The sequence below is a fragment of the Pseudocitrobacter sp. CD920760 genome (assembly GCF_057782505.1).
Window position 1 is genome coordinate 4,217,120 of record NZ_CM173490.1, and the last position, 18,953, is coordinate 4,236,072.

Consider the following 18,953-nt stretch of genomic DNA (forward strand, 5'->3'; position numbering starts at 1 on the left):
CCCCATTAATTCTCGGCGAAAATCGCCGCCAGCCCGCTGCGTCGCTCGGTTCTGGCGACAATCGCCTGCCCTAACAACGCCGTATCGGCGTACATCGACAAGCGTGATTTCGCACGCGTAATCGCCGTATACACCAGTTCCCGCGTCACAACCGGCACGGGCTGCGTCGGCAAAACCAGCGCGGCATGGTCAAATTCAGAGCCCTGCGATTTATGCACCGTCATCGCCCAGGCCGTATCGTGCTCGGGCAAACGACTCGGCTGCACCGATTTAATGGTTCCGTCCGGCATCGGGAACCAGACGCGTAACCCCTGTCCGCGATCGAGCGCCACGCCAATGTCACCGTTAAACAGCCCCAGCGCACTGTCGTTTCGGGCGATCATCACCGGACGCCCTTCATACCAGCGAGAATGCCGCTGCGGCGCAATCATGCGATGGCGCACCAGCGAGAGTTCGAGCTGCTGATTCAACCCACTGACGCCCCACGGCCCTTCGCGTAGGGCGCACAGGAGCTGATACTCACCAAAAGCCTCTAAAATTTCAGCCGGGTCGGCCTGCTGGCGCAGGCATTGCAGATAGCGCCCATAGCCCGCGCGCGCATCGTCGAGCATCGTTTCATACTCGTCGCTGGTACGCAGGGATTTCAGTTCAATATCCGCGAAGCCTCGCGCAAAGACGTCACGCACGCCAGCACGATCGCCCTGATTCACCGCGCGCGCCAGTTGCCCAATTCCGGAATCACTGCCGAAGCGGTAGCTGGTACGCAGCAGGCAAAGGCTGTCACGCAATGCGCCAGCCGCCTCTCCTTCCCCTTCCGGCACCGTCGTGCCTGTCAGGCGGCTCAGTTGAAGAGCGCGCTCCGACGTATAGCCGCTATTAACCCACGCACAGATATCGCCCAGCACCGCGCCGGCTTCCACCGAGGCCAGTTGGTCGCGGTCGCCAAGGAAAATCACCCTCCCGTGACGCGGCAGCGCGTCAATCAAGCGCGCCATCATCGGCAGGTCAATCATTGACGCTTCATCCACCACCAGCACATCCAGATGCAGCGGGTTTCCCGCGTGATAACGCATGCGCTGGCTGCCAGGCTGCGCGCCTAACAGACGATGCAGCGTACTGGCATCGGTTGGCAGCATCGCTTTCTGACTTTCGCTCAGCAGCAATTTGCGCAGCGCAGCGCCCAGCGATTCAGTAAGTCGCGCCGCGGCTTTCCCGGTCGGCGCGGCCAGGCGAATACGGCATTTATTCTCGCCCGCAATGCGCACCAGCGCCGCCAGCAGTTTTGCTACGGTGGTGGTTTTCCCGGTGCCAGGCCCACCTGAGATCACCGAAATACGTCGGGTGAGCGCGACGGCGGCAGCGACTTTTTGCCAGTCGATGGTGTCGGAGGGCGGGAAAAGATCGGCGAGCGTCTCGGCAATCAGCGATTCATCAATAGGCTCTGCAAGCTGCGCATCGCGGAAGAAACGCGCGACGCTACGTTCATTACCCCACATGCGGTTCAGATACAGACGGTCCCCGCAGAGGATCAGCGGCGTCGGGCGCTCGCCCTGGCTCACCGCCTGCGAGGCCAGTAACAAGGCCGCCCAGTCGTCGGGTATTTCGACCGCGTCCAGTAGTTGCGTCCACAAGACTTTTGCCCGACCATTCAGCGTCGGCGCATGCTGCAAATGGCTGAGCGGCAGGCAAACGTGCCCCTCTCCGGCGTCGCGGCTCAGAATCGCCGCCGCCAGCATCACGGCGGGATGTTCATTGCGGGCGATAGTCAGCGCGAACTGCACATCCAGCGGGCGCAGCAGCTTTAGCTCTGCGGCTTCAATCAATAAATTTTCCAGGTTCACGATGCTGTCTCCTGCGTCTGTTTGGCAAAGAGGACGTCCATTGCATCAACCAGCTCCCGTTGGGGGCGGGTGCTAAAAATCCCCTGCTGGCCCGGCTCACCGTCCACGCCGCGCAGGAACAGGTAAATCACGCCGCCAAAGTGTTGCTCGTAGTCATAATCGGCTAAACGGTGGCGCAAATAACGGTGCAGCGCCAGCGTATAGAGCTGATACTGCAAATCGTAGCGGTGCGACTGCATCGCCTGCGCCATCGCCTGCTGGGTGTAGGCGTCGCTGTTCGCGCCCAGCCAGTTCGATTTATAGTCAAGCAGGTAGTAGCGCCCGTTGTGGCGGAAGACCAGGTCGATAAAGCCCTTCAGCATCCCCCGCACCTGACGGAAATCAAGGGGCGGACAGCCCGCCGAAAGCGAGTCGTAGCGGCGCACCACGGTATCCAGCGCCACCGGGTCGAGCGGCTTTTCGATAGGAAGATAGAACTCCATCTCCACCTGTTTTTGCCGTGCATCCAGTTGATTTAGCGCCACGCCTTCCGGCGTAAGCGGCGTTGCCAGCACCTGGGAAATCCAGCGCGTCAGCACCGGTTCCCAGTGCGCTTCAAAACCGTTAAGCAGCAGTTTTTCACGCATCCATTCGGCATCAACCGGCTGCGTAAAATCGAGATCTTCAAACAGGCTGTGCAGGAAGGTGCCCGGCGATGCGCCGCGCGGGAAGTGATGCGGCGTGAGCGCCTCCTCTTCCATCGCCTCCCCTACGCCTGCGGCATCGATATCCAGACGTGGCAGCAGATCCTGCGCCATGCTATGGCCGCGCTGTTGCAGGCCGGAATAACTGGTAACGCGCCAGTCATCAACCATGCGCCGCATCACCTGGCGCGCCGTTAGTTCAGGCACCTCTGGCTGTAACGCCTGCCAGCGGGTGTCGTCGGGTTCGCAGGCAATCGTCAGCGCAATATGTTCATCACACAGCGCGCGCAGTGCGGCTTCCAGCCCGGCGGCGTCAAGCTGCTCGCCTTTTTGCAGCAGGCGGCCCGGCGCACTGTGGTGGATATCGGTTTCGGTCGCTTTGTCGCTACGACGCGAAGTCAGCGGCGCCATGCCCAGGCTGCAGTGCCAGACGGCGCGGGTTAGTGCCACATAGAGCAGGCGTAAATCTTCCGCCAGCCGTTCCGCTTCCGCCAGCTCCAGGCTCTCTTCGCCCTGCTGGAGATCCAGCACCGCCGAGAAGGATTCGCGATCGTGATAAAACGCCTGATCCTGTTTGCGAAAACGGGCGATAAACGGCAGCCAGACCAGCGGATACTCCAGCCCTTTCGATTTGTGGATAGTAACGATTTGCACCAGGTGCTTGTCGCTCTCCAGACGCATCTGTTGATTCGAGGCGTTGGTGTTGGGCTCGGCGATTTGTTGGTTCAGCCAGCGCACCAGCGCGTGCTCACTTTCAAGCTGTGTCGCCGCTTCCTGTAACAGTTCGCTTAAATGCAGGATGTCGGTTAAACGGCGCTCGCCGCCGTGGGTCGCCAGCAGGTTTTCAGCGATGTTTCGCGCGCTCATCAGGGCGCGGAACATCGGCATTACGCCGCGCTTTTGCCAAATGTCACGGTACTGGCTGAACTCTTCCACCAGCGCATCCCAGGCATCTTCATCCTGATTCAGGCGCTCGATATCCTGTGCGTTCAGGCCAAACATCGCCGTCGCCAGCGCGCTGCGCAGCGTGGTTTCACGCTCAGGGCTTAATGCCGCTTGCAGTACCCAGAGCAACTCCTGCGCTTCCGGCGTTTCAAACACGCTATCGCGGTTGGAGAGATAAACCGAAGGGATCGCCAGCGCATTGAGCGCATCACGAATCAATGATGCTTCCTGGCGATTACGTACCAGCACCGTGATATCTGACGCCTGTACCGGACGGGCTTTTTCGCCGCGCCACAGCAGCGCGGTGCCCCGTTGCCCGCCGGTCAGCCAGTCGCGAATTTGCGCCGCGCACTGGCGTGCCATAAAGGCCTGATAATCGCCCGCGCCAACGCCCTGCCCTGGCATCAGGCAGACGTTCATCGCCGGTTGCGTTTCGCCATTAATTTCAAATTTCAGCGACTGGTTTTTGGCAGCGGATTTTACCGGCAAAAATGGAATATCGCGGAACATGAACGGGTTATCAACCGTGGTGAAAAGCTTGTTGATGCTTGCCACCACGCCCGGCGCGGAACGCCAGTTGGTGTCCAGCGTATAGTGCGCCGCCACGTCGCTGCGCGCGCGCATGTAGGTAAAAATATCCGCACCGCGAAACGCGTAAATGGCCTGCTTCGGGTCGCCAATCAGCAACAGCGCCGTATCCGGTTGCTGTCGCCAGATACGGCGGAAAATGCGGTACTGCTGCGGGTCGGTATCCTGGAATTCATCGATCATCGCTACCGGAAAACGCTGGCGAATCGCCGCGGCCAGCGCGTCGCCGCTTTCGCTTTGCAGCGCGGTGTCCAGACGGCTAAGCATGTCGTCAAAACCCAGTTCGCCGCGGCGACGTTTCTCCTGCGCCACCGCATCACGAATTTCTACCATCGCCTGAGTGATCACCAGATCATTCAGGCTGAGCGGCGCGGCAAGCAGTGCCTCAATGGCGCTGAACAGCGGATGCGTAGGCACCTCACCGCCTGCTTTGGTTCGTTCGGCTAAAAAGGCCTGCGAGAACTTTTCCAGCGCATCCGGAAGCTGATAGCCCCGGGTTTCCTCGCTCGCCCAGGCGCTGACCTTATCAATCCATTTGCCCTGGTTGCCGCGATTAAATTTGCGCCGGTCAATACCGGAGTTTTCCAGCACATCATTCAGTTCGCTAACCGCTGCCAGCCACTGGCTTTTAACCGCATCAATGTGGGCGACGATTTTTTCGTGCCGCGACTCCAGCGTCTCGCTGTCATCCGGCGGGCGTTTGATGGTGGGTGCTTCGCCCTGCAAATAGCGGTCGATGGATTTCAGCAGATCCTGCGGCCCTTTCCAGGTGTCAAAAATCACCTGCGCGATTTCGCGCTTTAATGGGTAGCAGTGACGTCGCCAGAAATCGGCACAGGCCTGGTAGCGAAGCTGAGATTCATCTTCAATGAGCTGTTGTTCAAACAGCATGCCTGACTCAAAGGCGTTGAGGCTGAGCATCCGCTGACAGAAGCCGTGAATGGTAAAGACCGCCGCATCGTCCATCTGCCGCTCGGCCAGCAGCAGCACTTCCGCTGCCTGCTGTTTATCGGCGATTTCATCCAGCAGCCGCGCGTACAGGGGGTCAACGGTGGTTTCGGGTTCATCGGGGTTATAGCGAAGACAAGCAATACGCAGCTCGTGAATGTTGCTGCGGATACGCCCGCGAAGCTCTTCCGTCGCCGCTTCGGTGAAGGTCACTACCAGCAGTTCTTCGACGTTGACGGGCCGGGGGAAAGCGGCGCTTTCGCCCAGGCCCAGTAAGAGCCGCAGATAGAGTGCGGCGATGGTGAAGGTTTTTCCGGTGCCCGCAGAGGCTTCAATCAGACGCTCGCCATACAGGGGCAAGCGCAGGGGATCAAGGGACTCGGCGGTATCGGTCATTCGTTCTCTCGTCTCAACGGTAAGGTTTGCTGCAATTCACTGATGCTTTGCCATACTTTCCAGCCTTCAGGATGCGCGTAGTCCTGTTTTCCGTTATCACTCCCGGAAACCTGCGACAGTACGGTCATACCCTGCGGCTCAACCACCGTTTGATGGAAGAAGTCGGCAACTTTAAGCGGCGTCAGTAACTTAATCTGGGCCACTACTTTATCACGTGAATCGAACGCCATATTACCCCTGTCGAAATCTTTACTGAGCTGTGACGCTTCTTCGCTCAGGGTTTGCGGGGCCTGCACCATTTGCGCAATCACCGCCTGCTGAATTTGTGCAAACTCTTCCGGTTTCATGGCACGCAGCTTCGCTTCCGCCGTTGGGAAGAACGCTTTAAAACGCTCCCACAGGAAGGCCGGTTGCTTGTCGCTGCTCTGCAGCAGGAAGCCCATACCCCACTGGCGGCCCACGTTCATCGAGAAGGCAAATACCGCGTAACCCAACTGCTCTTCCGTGCGCAACTGCGTGTAGAACCACGGTTGGACAATTTGAGCCAGGACGGCGCTGGTCGCGGAGGTGCTGGTCTCATCGGCATTCACCGGCGCGAAAACGGCCGCCAGGGCGGAGTCCGTACTCGGGCCCGCTTTTTCAAAAATCGCCGACTGTTTTTTATCAATCAGCACATCTTTGTTACGACACCATTCGGTACCTTTTGCGCCAAGCTGCGTCTGGATATTGTGCGCCAGCGTGCTGGAGGCCTCTTTGCTCAGGTTACCAATCACCATAAATTCCGGGCGGGCGTTGGTTTTCAGGCGATCGCGATAGGCCATCACCTCTTGCAATGTAATGGACGGTAACAATGCCCGGCGCTCTTCACGCTGGAAGTACGGCACCTGAGAAAGCATCTGCACCGGCATAATCGCCTGTTCGTAGGCTTTGCCTTTATCGGCGGAATCCATCATCTGCGCGTACCAGGATTTCGCCTGTGCCAGCTGTTCTTCCGTTGTCTGATAGCTGAAATAGCCCTGCAACAGCGCATCAAACAGCTGCGGCAAACGCTGGGTATACCCGTTAGCGTTCAGCATCAGGCCATTATTTGCACCGGTCGAGAAGCTGATGCCGCCCACCGCCGCCTGATTGCTGAGCTGGTCGAGCGAGATCCCCGCCAGATAATCATTGAGCGCAAACATCACCTGGTTGCGGGCGCTGTCCATCGCTTTCGGATTACGCAAAATCAGCGTGACATCGGCCTTCGGTTCGCTGGCAAAGTAGTGGCTCGGCATATACACCAGACGCAGCGTCGGCTCATCAATGACAAGTTCAGGGTGCGTATAGCTTTTTTCCGGCTTAATCAGGGTGAAATCATCCGGGATATAGGGGTTCAGCTCAGGCAGCTTCAGCGAGATCGTTTCGGCTTTTTGTTTCCACTCGCTAAACGTCTGCGCGCTGATTTTGTCGACCTGATAAGGCGCATTCACGAAGTAAGCCGTTTTGTTATGCGGCTCTTTTTCGCTGATATACCAGACGCGCGCATTCTGCGGGGTCATCATCGCCAGGCGCGCTTTTACCGCCTGCGCATCAAACTGGTCGGCGATATTCACCGCATCCAGCGTATGCTGGACCGGCACGCGGATCATGGTGTCCGCCAGCCATTCGACATAGCCCATATCGCGGTTGATTGACGGATAACGGAAGTCGAGATCCAGCACATGGGCCAGCTCATCGAAGTAACGTTTATCGATGCCTTTTTCACGCAACAGATTGAGATAGCTGAAGATAGCGGCAACAACCTCATCGCGATGTGCGAGGCCCTTATCGGTTAAGGTCGCGGAAATCGCCAGCACGCCGCTGTTGCCGTTCACCACCGGGTCAGAGTCGGCGCGAATGCCTTCCACCAGCCCCTGATTTTGCAGCCAGTCGGACAGGGTACCCGGGCTACGGTTGCCAATCATGTAGGTAACCAGTTCATCGGTTTTGCTGCGGAACTGAGCGGTGTTGTTGTCGATGCGAAATTCCACGCGCAGCACTTTACGCGGCAGCGCCGGGACATAGTGAATCAATACGCCCTTTTGCGCGTCGGTCACCACGGGCACATCAATTTGCGGCACGGTAATGGATTTGTTGGGCACGCGACCATAGGTTTGCGCCGCCATCTGCGCCAGCTCCGGCAACGGTTTATTGCTGTAGATAACCGCTTTCATCAGGTTGGCGGAATAGTATTGATCGCGGAAGGCGAGCAGCGCCTGGTGCACCGGGCTGCCAGGCTTGTCGCTCAGCGTTTCAAGGTTACCGCCGGAGAAGCGTGAGCCGGGGTGCGCCGGGTTAATGGTTTCGGCGCTCACCTGCGCCATGCGCATACCGTCCCGCGAGCGGGCCATAGTCAGCTCGGCGTTCACCGCATTGCGTTCACGCTCAACGTATTTTTTGTCCAGTTTAGGTGATGCAATCGCATCAGCAAGGCGGTCAACCGCGCCCTGCAATGCATCGTTTTCGACTTCCAGATAAAAAGCCGTACGGTAAGGCGCGGTACTGGCGTTGTGGCTGCCACCGTGCATTTTCAGATATTCAGCGAGGCTGTCAGGCTGCGGGTACATTTTCGAGCCCATCAGCGTCATATGTTCGAGGAAGTGCGCAAGGCCAGGATGGACCTCGGGATCCTGCAATGAACCCACCGGCACAACCAGCGCCGACAGCGATTTCACCGCCTGAGGATCGGAAACCAGCAGCACCACCATGCCGTTATCGAGCTTGATAGCCTGATAGTGACGAGGATCTTTTTCACTTTTGCGGATGGTCTCCTGTACGGGTTGCCATCCTGTGTCTGCCTGACTAATGGGTGCCCAAAGGGCGGTAATCAAAACAACAACACTCAACCAGATACTACGGGGCATTCACGGACCTCATCATTAACAAACCGGCGGCTGAACATGTCAGCCGTTGTATCGTATGCGCATCAGTCCGTGACTTCTTGCGCATAGTAAACGAAGGGTTTTAATTGCGCAATTTTTATACTGCCATTATGACTGGTGATAACGGAAAACCGGCAACAGGTAGCGCTGCGTCTGTTCGATAATGGCTTCATATTGCTCATTTTCGAGCGTGCGCCACAGGCGTTGATACCATAAATCACTCCCTTCGCCACTGACTACCATATTCCCTTCATACGCCTGAAGAAACTTGCTTCGCGCTTTTTGCTGCGTTTCGTCGTCCATCAGGAGCGTGTTGCTTTCGGCGTCGAAGCAGGCTTTTAGCCAGGCACCGCCGCTTTCAGGCAGGAACAGTAGCGGCTGCGTCATGCCGAATCGGTAACCTTCAACCAGCTCAGCAAGATAGCCGCTCGCTTCCATGGCCGACAGCGGCGGGAAGCGCCACTCCCCCTCTTTGCGCAGCAGCAGACGGCTCTCGCCGGTTCCACCACTGGCACAGTAGACAAGGTGTTCCAGCCAAAGTTGCATTCCCTGTGAAACGCTGAGCAAAGATGGGCGCCAGCGCAACAATCCGTTCGACTGTACTTGCGCCAGCCAGCCGGTAATGTTAACGCCCGCACAATCAAGGTCGATCTCCATGCTTTGCGCAGGCTCGCGCAGCTCGATAACGCGCGAGGCCAGCGCCTCCATCTCCTGACGCTGCACCTCCCAGGCGATTTCCCCATAAGGGCCATAAGGCAGCGTACCCGCCGCCCGATAACGGCGATACATCTGCCCGGCGTCCTGCTCTTCAATCAGCGTATTCAGTAGCTGTTGATTGAGCTGATAGCGGGTCAGCCCTTCCAGGGTAAACGGTTCGGTGTCCGGGATTTCACTCTCTTCCGCGCGGAAATTCACCTGTAAGCGCATCTGGAAGAAGGCGCGCACCGGGTGCTGCCAGAAGCGCTGAAGCTGCTCCAGCGGCAGATGTGTAATATCCTGTGGCGCGAGTGGCTGAATAAACGGTGAATGGGCCTCGCCCTGCTGGCTGGCCGCCGCGAGCCATTCGCGGGCGTAACTTTGCCGCTCATTGGCCGTGAAGTTCTCGGCATCAAACGGCATGCGCGTATGCTGGTGCATGATATGCGCTTTCACGCGCTTATCGCTCTCGTCACAGTTCAGCGCTTCATCACCTTCCAGGCAATGGCTTTGCCCGATGTAATCCAGCAGTTCCTGCACCAACACCGACGGGTAACGTTCGCTGTTGTCCTGAATGGAACGGCCAATGTAGCTGATATAGAGCGTCTGCCCGGCGGACATCAGCGCTTCGAGGAACAGATAGCGGTCGTCATCACGACGGCTGCGGTCGCCGCGTACCGGTTTCTGACTCATCAAATCGAAGCCCAGCGGCGGTAGCGCGCGTGGATATACGCCATCGTTCATGCCCAGCAGGCACACCACTTTGAACGGAATGGAACGCATCGGCATCAGGGTACAGATGTTCACCGGCCCCGCGAGGAAGCGCTGGCTGATACGCTCCTGATCGAGCCGCGAAGCCAGCTCGTCGCGCAGCAGCGAAAGCGGGACCATCCCCTCGTAATGAGACTGGGTTCCCTGCGCAATAATCGCCTGCCACTGCTGTTCAATCAGCGCCAGCGCGGCTTCTGTATCTTGATCGGGCAGGAAGAAGTCGTTGAGCATATCGCGACACACCGGCAGCCACTCTTCCAGCGGGCGATCCTGCGACAACGCCTGCCGCCAGTGATTAAGCTGCATCAACAGCGAGGCCAGATGCCCCACCAGTTCGGCAATCAGACCGCTGGACTCATCATAAGGTAAGACAGATTGCCACTCGCCCTGCTGGCTTTCCATCGCGTAGCCAAGCAGCATACGCGTCAGGCCAAAGCGCCAGGTATGTTGCCCGGTGGCAGGAAGGTCGAGCTCGCGGACGTTATCGTCATCAAGCCCCCAGCGAATACCAGACTCATTCACCCACTGACGCAGGTAACGCAGCCCCTCTTCATCAATGTTAAAGCGAGCGGCCAGCACGGGTACGTCCAGCAGCGCCAGCACGTCTTCGCTGACAAAGCGGCTGTCGGGCAGCGAGAGCAGCGTGATAAACGCCTGCATCGCCGGATGCGCCTGACGGGCGCGACGGTCGGAAATTGCATACGGTAGATAGCGCTCGCCGGTGGCACTACCAAACACCGCCTGAATAAACGGGCTGTAGCTGTCGATGTCCGCTACCATCACAATGATATCGCGCGGCGTCAGCGTCGGGTCTGCTTCCAGCATCGCCAGCAGGCGATCGTGCAATATTTCCACTTCACGCTGCGGGCTGTGGCAGACGTGAACCGTCAGGCTGCGATCGTCGGGCTTCAACACGCGTTTGGCACCGCTGTGGGCAAACTCTTGCGCCGTGCGCCCGGCGATGGCGGAATTTTTTAATTCGAGAACGTCATGTTGCAGGTTGTGCAGCAGGTTATCCGGGTCAATATCAACAAACGCTTCCAGCTCCTGATAACGCTCCAGGCCAGCAAGCAGGTAAATATAATCGCGCCCCAGTTTACCCCATGAGGCCAGCATCGGGTTGGTGACATTCTGCTCGCCGTCGTCGTTAAACAAACCCGGCGCGGCGGCGGCGTCACGAAACAGCGGCAACTCGCGTTCTTCACGGAAATGCCGACGCTGGCGCGCCTGCAAACGCGCCAGAAACGCCGGGTCCTGAATATCGCCCCAGTAGTAACGGCAAGGGTTAGTGAACAGCACGTAAATATCAATGTGCTTGCCCAGCGCCTGTAAGGCGTGGAGATAAACCGGCGGCAGCGCCGAAATACCGCAGATAAACACCCGCGACGGCAGGCCTTCCGGACGCGTCTCGCTTTGTTCAAGGATATCGATAAACCGTTGATACAAATTGGCGCGGTGCCAGAGCGGCTGGCCTAGCGCTTCGGTGTGCGCCACCAGCGATTTCCACAGCGGTGCCTGCCAGAGCTGCGCCTCACCGAGGCCATCCACCAGCTTGTCGTTTTCCCAGTCGGTTAGCCACTGCGGGCGATACACCAGATACTGGTCGTAGAGATCCGCCACCCGTGAGGCAAGCTGGAACAGTTTGCGCTTGTCAGCATCATCGTGCAGATAATGACGCAGCGGGGTAAATGCGTCATCATCCAGCATTTGCGGCAGCAGGGTCATCAACTTCCAGCTCATGCTTTGCTTGTTGAAGGCGCTTTCGCCGGGAATATCCGGCAGCACGCGGGTGAACATATCCCAGATAAAGCTGGCGGGAAGCGGGAAGTCGATATTCGCCGCAATGCCAAAGCGTTGCGACAGGGTCATCTGCAGCCATTGCGCCATCCCGGTGCTTTGCACCAGCACCATTTCAGACTCGAATGGGTCATCGAGCCGCTGTTGCTCAACAATGAACTCCATTAATGCTTCCAGCACATCCAGACGGTTGGAGTGGTAGACCCGTAACATATTCGCTCCTGACTACAGATTGACGGGGCAATGCAGCCGCGTCATATGACCTTGCTTACCCAGCGGGGCAGTAATAGTAACATTGATGCTGACACAACGTTGGCTTGTTGTCTGCACACGCTGGCTGCTCCAGCCTTCCGGCAGGGGTTGAGCCTGCCGCTGCGTTTGCAGCCACGCATAGCGCCAAAGCTGGCGATACTGATTAAGCTGATGGTTGCTCAGCGCCAGGCTACGATAATATCCGCCCAACGCCGTAATGACGCTGACCATCAGCAGCATCGCCAGTAACACTTCCGGTAGGCTAAAGCCGCGCGTTTTGGTCAGGGCATCTGGCATAGGGCTCTCTCCTGTAAGGGGCAAAAATCGCTCCAGCCGTGAGGCGAAAACACCATACTGTTATCCTGCCGCCTGCCGGATTGCCAAAGCTGAACGCCGTTACTCTCCGCCATCAGCAGTATGGCGTCATCGTTAAGCTGCCGCAGACACGCGCGAGCGCCGTCGCTGTTTGCCCGACACTGCACGCTCATCGCCATCGACCACGGTAAGGTTTTTCCCCACTGTAGCGCGGTGTGCGCCCGCGCCGTATCGCGCAGCGCCAGCGTTTCATCATTGACCATTGCGACTTGCCGACGCTGGGTCTGATTAAACCCCTGTAACATCAAACTGCCTAACACCAGCAGTAACAGAACCAGCGCCAGTGACGATGCCCCCCGCTCGCGATTCACAGGTTGTACCCCGTCACGCTATACAGCGCATTGACGTTACCCGCGTCATTGATACCAGATGCACTTAGTGCGACCGTTAACTCCGGTGGAAACCCGGCGCTGTTTTGCCGCGTAACCTGAAATTGCGTGATGGTCACCGTCGCCGGGTCGGTCATTTTATCCCACCCTTTTCCCTCGCAGCTCGACGCGCCGCGTAAGGTTTCCAGCACGCCCTTTTGCAGGCGGAACCCGATACTGTCGGCATCAGTCATCGGCGATGCCTGCCAGATACCGTCGCTGTTAGCATCCCAGCGAATAATGACGCACTGCCCCTGCTGTGCAAGTTCCAGCGGCTCGCCACTGCACTCGCCGTTGCAGTATCCGGCGCGTTGCAGATGCTTCGCCACCGTGTAAAGCCGCTGCCAGACCTCATCTTCCAGCGCCTGCTGACGAGTCTGTTGTAAAATGCCACGCTGTAACGCGGGCAGAAAACGCGACGCCCCCAGCAGCAATACGCTGCTGATAGCCATTGAAATCAGCACTTCCAGCAGCGAAAAACCGCGCATGATCACTGGCATTCGTTGCCTCCTTCACGTTCGCACAAACGTAACCGCCCAAAGCTTGAGAGAATCACCACCCAGTGTCCGGCAGTGCTTTGAACTGAAATACTCCCGGCCCACGCGGTATTACGTAACCCGAAAAAACCCAGAGAAGGTGTGATGCTCGCCAGTTGCACCTCAGCCCACGGTGGCAGAAAAACCAGCGGATTAGCCGATGGGCAACCTTCCGTCACGATGTCATCGGCCACCAGACACCATCGCGTATCAACATAATGGGCTTTAATCATCCGATCGCGGTTATGCCAGTTAGCGTCATTGCGCAGAAATAGCAGGTAATCACGCAGCTGCGTCGCGGTTTGCCATAGCCGCTGTTGCTGCTGCCAGCTTTGCCAGCCGTAAAGCCCTCCCGCGCTGAGGATGATAACCAGCGAGACGGCGACTAACGTTTCAATCAGGGTATAGCCCGTTTGTTTGTTCATGGCGGGGAGTATCGGAAAACCGAAGATGCGTTGCGAGAGGCAGATTGCATTTCTACGAGGCGCTTTCCAGTGAATTTACGTGATTGCAGCGGCTTGCAAAAAAATGGGAAGGCGAATTCCAGACATAAAAAAACCGGCACGCAGAAGCTGCCGGTTTTTCATACACTGCGATTAAATCGCGACGGGTGCTTTGATACCCGGATGCGGGTCGTAGCCTTCAATCTCGAAATCGTCGAAACGGTAATCAAAGATAGATTCTGGCTTACGTTTAATGACCAGCTTCGGCAACGCGCGTGGTTCGCGAGTTAGCTGAAGTGCAGTTTGTTCCATGTGGTTGCTGTACAGGTGCGTGTCGCCGCCCGTCCAGACAAAATCGCCCACTTCCAGGTCACACTGCTGCGCCATCATATGCACCAGCAGCGCATAGCTGGCGATATTAAACGGCAGGCCGAGGAATACATCACAGGAGCGCTGATAGAGCTGGCAGGAGAGCTTGCCATCCGCAACATAGAACTGGAAGAACGCGTGGCACGGGGCCAGCGCCATTTTATCCAGCTCGCCGACATTCCATGCCGACACAATAATGCGGCGGGAATCCGGGTCGTTTTTCAGCTGATTCATTACCGTGGTGATCTGGTCGATATGGCGGCCATCCGGCGTTGGCCAGGCACGCCACTGTTTACCATAAACCGGGCCTAAATCGCCGTTTTCATCAGCCCATTCGTCCCAGATGGTGACGTTATTTTCACGCAGATACGCCACGTTGGTGTCGCCCTGCAGGAACCACAACAGTTCGTGGATGATGGAGCGTAAATGACAACGTTTCGTCGTCACCAGCGGGAAGCCATCCTGCAAGTTAAAGCGCATCTGGTGGCCAAAAATGGAGGTCGTGCCCGTGCCGGTACGGTCATTTTTCTGGGTGCCTTCATCAAGCACCTTCTGCATCAGTTCAAGATACTGTTTCATGATTCCTCAGGAGACGTGTTGCTGCGGACGGCGGAATGCCCAAACCATCATAATGATACCCGCAAGCACCATCGGAATGGAAAGGATCTGCCCCATGCTGATGTACTGAACCCACGCGCCGGTGAATTGCTGATCCGGCTGGCGGAAGAATTCGACGATGATACGGAACAGGCCATAACCGATCAGGAACAAACCGGAGACCGACCCCGCCGGGCGCGGTTTGCGAATAAACCAGTTGAGGATCAGGAACAGCACTACGCCCTCCAGCGCCATTTCATACAGCTGAGACATATGACGCGGCAGCGAGCCGTAAGTATCAAACAGCGATTGCCATTCCGGGTGCGATGGCAGCAGCGCCAGGTCTTCGGCGCGCGAATTTGGGAACAGCATGGTGTACTTGAAACCAGGATCGACGCGGCCCCACAGTTCACCGTTGATAAAGTTGCCCAGACGCCCGGCGCCCAGACCAAACGGAATCAATGGAGCAATAAAATCAGAGACCTGGAAGAAGGTGCGTTTGGTGCGTTTCGCGAAGACGATCATCACGATAATCACGCCAATCAACCCGCCGTGGAAGGACATGCCGCCATCCCAGACGCGGAACAGATACAGCGGGTCATTCAGGAACAGATCGAAGTTATAGAACAATACGTAACCGATGCGCCCGCCGAGGAATACCCCGAGGAAGCCCGCATACAGCAGATTTTCAACTTCGTTTTTCGTCCAACCACTGCCAGGGCGATTCGCCCGACGGCCCGCCAGCCACATCGCGAAGACGAAGCCAACCAGATACATCACGCCATACCAGTGCAGCGAGACCGGTCCAATAGAAAAAATTACCGGGTCAAATTCCGGGAAACGCAGATACCCACTATTCATCTGTCACCACAAGTTCTTGTTATTCCGCCGAAAGTGGTCAGCGGTATGGATGTGCGCCTACGTGAAACGGGCGCGCCAAAGGGCAGAATGATAGCACAAGGCTTGCAGGAGAGGATGCGGGGAAGATGTAAAAGATGTGTATAGGGAGAGGGCATCAACGTGCCCAATCTCACGATTTACCGCCCCCCGCGAATCAATCCACCCAGCCCGCGTCGCTCCATAAACGCCGCCACCTGATGGCGTACTTCAGTGGTGAGCTGCGCTTCCAGGCTACGCTGGGCCAGCGTTTGTGCCTCTTCAAGCTCAACGTTGCGAAGCAAATACTTCACACGCGCTACGGAGCGGCCATTCATCGACAAATGCCGGAAACCGAGCCCAACCAGTATCGTCACACACATTGGGTCGCCTGCCATTTCACCACACAGACGAAGATCGATATCGTAGCGCTCCGCTTCCTGCGCCACCATCGACAGCACGCGCAGCATGGCCGGATGCAGGCTGTCGTAGATGTTCGCCACCCGCGTATTGTTACGATCCACCGCCAGAATGTACTGGGTAAGATCGTTGGTGCCGACGGAGATAAAGTCGATGCGATTCGCCAGATGCGGCAGCATAAAGACCATCGACGGCACTTCCAGCATGATGCCGATACGCGGTTTCGGGATCGCGTAGCCGATCATCTCTTCCACTTCCCGCCCGGCGCGGTCGATAAGCCTTCGCGCTTCATCAACCTCTTCAAGGCTGGTTACCATGGGCAGCAAAATGCTGAGGTTACCGGTCGCGGCGTTGGCACGCAGCATGGCGCGTACCTGGATCAGGAAGATCTCCGGCTGATCGAGCGTAATGCGGATCCCACGCCAGCCCAGGCACGGGTTCTCTTCGCTGATCGGCATGTACGGCAGTTGTTTATCCGCACCGACATCAAGCGTACGCAAGGTCACCGGTTTGTCGTTGAACATCTGCAACATGCCCTGATACTGGGCAACCTGTTCCTCTTCCGACGGGAAGCCACTTTGCAGCATAAATGGAATTTCGGTGCGATAGAGGCCAATGCCGTCAATGCGTCGCCCCTGCTTCTCTTCATGCTCCGGGCTGAGGCCCGCGTTGAGCATGACTTTTACCCGTTCACCGCTTTTAAGCTGCGCCGGGCGTTCAACATCATCTTCGGCGATGCGGCTGAGTTCATGTTCTTCGCTGATAAGGCGTTGATATTCCTGAATCAGGATCGGTTCAGGGTCAACCAGCAATTCACCGCGATAGCCATCCACCACCAGGTTGCGACCATGCAGCACCGACGGCTGAATGTCCGCGCCCATGACGGTAGGAATGCCGAGTGCGCGCACCATGATCGCCGCATGCGAGTTTGCTGCGCCATCGCGAACGACCACCCCCACCAGCCTGTCCTGTGGCACTTCCGCAAGGGTGGTAGCCGAGAGTTCATCCGCCACCAGCACGAAACGTTCCGGCCAGGCATTTGCGCCCTGAATGGTATCGTCGAGATGGAACAGCAGACGCTGGCCCAGCGTACGCAAATCGCCCGCGCGCTCTTTCAGATAGCCGTCACTCAGCGCTGCAAACTGTTCGGCAAACTTCTCAATAACTTTTTTGACCGCCCACTCAGCGACCGAGCCTTTATCCACTTCGGCAAACAGCGCCCGACGCAGGCTGGCATCGGAAAGCAGGTGCGAGTAAAGGTCGAAAATCGCCGCCGTTTCTTTCTGCGCTCCGGCGGCATAACGCTTGCTGTAGCGACGGAACTCATTGGCCGCCTCTTCCAGCGCGCCGGTCAGGCGTTCGCGCTCTTGCGCGGTGTCGAGCGTCGAGGCTTCGTATACCTGCTCCATTAATGGCAGCGTGGCATCCATCCAGCCTTCGGCAATCGCCACCCCGGACGACGCCGGAAGCGCGCGAATACGCGTCTGGCGATACTGGCCAAACAGCGCAGTCAGCTGCGACTGGGAAAGTATCGCCGCCATCTGCGTGGCGAGGGTGACCAGGAAAGACTCTTCACTTTCGTCGTACTGGCGCAGCTCGCGCTGCTGAACGACCAGCACGCCAAGCAGCTGTCGCCGCTGAATAATCGGCACGCCAAGGAAGGCGCGGAAGCGCTCTTCTTTTACGGAAGGAATGTATTTAAAACTGGGGTGTTTTTGCGCGTCGGCCAGGTTGATGGGTTCGGCAAGTCGGCCAACCAGGCCGACAATACCTTCATCGAAGGCGAGCGTGACCGTACGACCGCGCGGTTTTTTTAAGCCGCGCGTCGCCATCAGGTAATAGCTGCGTCGGTCGTGGTCGGCCAGGTAAACCGAGCACACCTCGGTTTCCATCGCCAGGCAGATATCCGTAACCAGGATATCCAGCGCCTCGTTTAAACGCGGCGCACTGGCAACCTTCTCGACTATTTCGCGTAAGCGAGTGAGCATAATGTGCGTGGCTTAACCTCTTTTACGTCGATAAGCTGGTGCGCTTTGCGGCCTGGAATTGCTTTCCGCAAGCGCCATCACAACACTGGCGAACTCTTTCATCACCCGGCGGTATACATCACGCTTAAACGAGACGACCTGACGCACCGGATACCAGTAACTCACCCAGCGCCAGCCATCGAACTCCGGCGTGCTGCTGGTTTGCATATTGATATCTGCGTCATTGCCAATCAACTGCAAGAGAAACCACTTCTGCTTCTGGCCGATACAAACCGGCTTTGTGTCCCAACGCACCAAACGTTTCGGCAACTTGTAACGCAACCAGTTTCGGGTTGAAGCGAGGATCCGCACATCCTTGCGGCTTAATCCTACTTCTTCAAACAGTTCCCGATACATCGCCTGCTCTGCGGTTTCTCCTGGATTTATCCCGCCCTGCGGGAACTGCCAGGAGTGCTGACCATAGCGCCGAGCCCACATGACCTGGCCCTGACGGTTGCAAATTACAATACCAACATTTGGGCGGTAGCCATCGTCATCAATCACCGGACTACCTCAAAATAAGCTTCAATGTGAATGATTGTTTCATACTCCCCGGAAACGGTAAACCACTCTATTACCCCGCCCACAACGAATAACATTTGAATAACTCACAGTAATGAGCCGAGTTATAAACAGAGGCGCGAGCGCAAAGGCGATTTTATTCACTTTTTCTGTGGATAGAGTTGTGAAGAAGTATGGAATTAACCAGGGAAAACCCGGAGTAGTCCTAATCAACAGGGATGAGAGCATCTCAGGAAAACGCTATTTTTCATAAAGTTATTATCACCATTTGTCAGTTATTACAGCATAACGTGATGATCATCACATCACCGATCCTTTGATTGATGAAAGATCGAGCAACGTTGGTTTTATCCACAGATTGTGCCAACATCTTAGGCATCTTTTGTGCGAAAATTCGATTTTCGTCGCACGTCAAGGCTGTAAATCGAAACAGTAGTGGGGCTTTTCCCCAGTTATCCCACTTTTCTGTGGATAACATGGTGTAAGATCCTGTTCATTGCCAGTGACCAGAATTGGAAAACCTTTTTTCTACAACTTTTTCATGAGCAAAAACCCAAAAAAAAGTCATATTAATCATGCCATTGGTATATTTACTCAGAAAAA

General features: G+C 56.9%; 13 protein-coding genes. 1 reads left to right on the plus strand and 12 read right to left on the minus strand.

Annotated elements, in window-relative coordinates:
- Nucleotides 1-5: 5 nt before the first annotated feature.
- From recD to rppH, 12 genes are all read right to left on the minus strand, one after another.
- On the minus strand, nucleotides 6-1,841 hold the full coding sequence (recD, locus tag AC1MKH_RS19750; RefSeq protein WP_276224460.1) for an exodeoxyribonuclease V subunit alpha: 1,836 nt from the start codon (nucleotides 1,839-1,841) through the stop codon (nucleotides 6-8).
- Nucleotides 1,838-5,401, minus strand: a complete 3,564-nt coding sequence (recB, locus tag AC1MKH_RS19755) for an exodeoxyribonuclease V subunit beta (protein WP_276224462.1) — start codon at nucleotides 5,399-5,401, stop codon at nucleotides 1,838-1,840. Before recB ends, recD begins: the two co-directional genes overlap by 4 nt.
- A complete protein-coding gene (gene ptrA / locus AC1MKH_RS19760; RefSeq protein ID WP_276224464.1) occupies nucleotides 5,398-8,283 on the minus strand; it encodes a pitrilysin in 2,886 nt (961 codons plus the stop codon). Before ptrA ends, recB begins: the two co-directional genes overlap by 4 nt.
- 126 nt (nucleotides 8,284-8,409) lie before the next feature.
- Entirely contained in the window at nucleotides 8,410-11,778 is a 3,369-nt protein-coding gene (gene recC / locus AC1MKH_RS19765; protein ID WP_276224466.1) for an exodeoxyribonuclease V subunit gamma, read from the minus strand.
- Nucleotides 11,779-11,790: 12 nt separating this feature from the next.
- The gene (locus tag AC1MKH_RS19770) at nucleotides 11,791-12,114 is read right to left on the minus strand and encodes a prepilin-type N-terminal cleavage/methylation domain-containing protein (protein ID WP_276224468.1); all 324 of its coding nucleotides are present in this window, start codon (nucleotides 12,112-12,114) and stop codon (nucleotides 11,791-11,793) included.
- Nucleotides 12,099-12,503 carry a DUF2509 family protein gene (locus AC1MKH_RS19775; RefSeq protein ID WP_276224470.1) on the minus strand — a complete coding sequence of 135 codons (405 nt, stop codon included), beginning with the start codon at nucleotides 12,501-12,503 and terminating at the stop codon, nucleotides 12,099-12,101. Before AC1MKH_RS19775 ends, AC1MKH_RS19770 begins: the two co-directional genes overlap by 16 nt.
- On the minus strand, nucleotides 12,500-13,060 hold the full coding sequence (locus AC1MKH_RS19780; RefSeq protein ID WP_276224472.1) for a prepilin peptidase-dependent protein: 561 nt from the start codon (nucleotides 13,058-13,060) through the stop codon (nucleotides 12,500-12,502). Before AC1MKH_RS19780 ends, AC1MKH_RS19775 begins: the two co-directional genes overlap by 4 nt.
- On the minus strand, nucleotides 13,051-13,521 hold the full coding sequence (locus tag AC1MKH_RS19785) for a prepilin peptidase-dependent protein (RefSeq protein WP_276224474.1): 471 nt from the start codon (nucleotides 13,519-13,521) through the stop codon (nucleotides 13,051-13,053). Before AC1MKH_RS19785 ends, AC1MKH_RS19780 begins: the two co-directional genes overlap by 10 nt.
- A gap of 171 nt (nucleotides 13,522-13,692) precedes the next feature.
- Nucleotides 13,693-14,487: a thymidylate synthase gene (gene thyA, locus AC1MKH_RS19790; RefSeq protein ID WP_276224476.1), complete on the minus strand. Its 795-nt coding sequence runs from the start codon at nucleotides 14,485-14,487 to the stop codon at nucleotides 13,693-13,695.
- A 6-nt stretch (nucleotides 14,488-14,493) separates the two neighbouring features.
- The gene (gene lgt / locus AC1MKH_RS19795; RefSeq protein ID WP_015963202.1) at nucleotides 14,494-15,366 is read right to left on the minus strand and encodes a prolipoprotein diacylglyceryl transferase; all 873 of its coding nucleotides are present in this window, start codon (nucleotides 15,364-15,366) and stop codon (nucleotides 14,494-14,496) included.
- A gap of 176 nt (nucleotides 15,367-15,542) precedes the next feature.
- Nucleotides 15,543-17,789: a phosphoenolpyruvate--protein phosphotransferase gene (gene ptsP / locus AC1MKH_RS19800; protein ID WP_276224479.1), complete on the minus strand. Its 2,247-nt coding sequence runs from the start codon at nucleotides 17,787-17,789 to the stop codon at nucleotides 15,543-15,545.
- A gap of 12 nt (nucleotides 17,790-17,801) precedes the next feature.
- A complete protein-coding gene (gene rppH, locus AC1MKH_RS19805) occupies nucleotides 17,802-18,332 on the minus strand; it encodes an RNA pyrophosphohydrolase (RefSeq protein ID WP_015963199.1) in 531 nt (176 codons plus the stop codon).
- Nucleotides 18,333-18,785: 453 nt separating this feature from the next.
- On the opposite strand from rppH, the gene AC1MKH_RS19810 reads away from it, so the two are divergent.
- On the plus strand, nucleotides 18,786-18,923 hold the full coding sequence (locus tag AC1MKH_RS19810; RefSeq protein WP_276224481.1) for a hypothetical protein: 138 nt from the start codon (nucleotides 18,786-18,788) through the stop codon (nucleotides 18,921-18,923).
- Nucleotides 18,924-18,953: the final 30 nt, after the last annotated feature.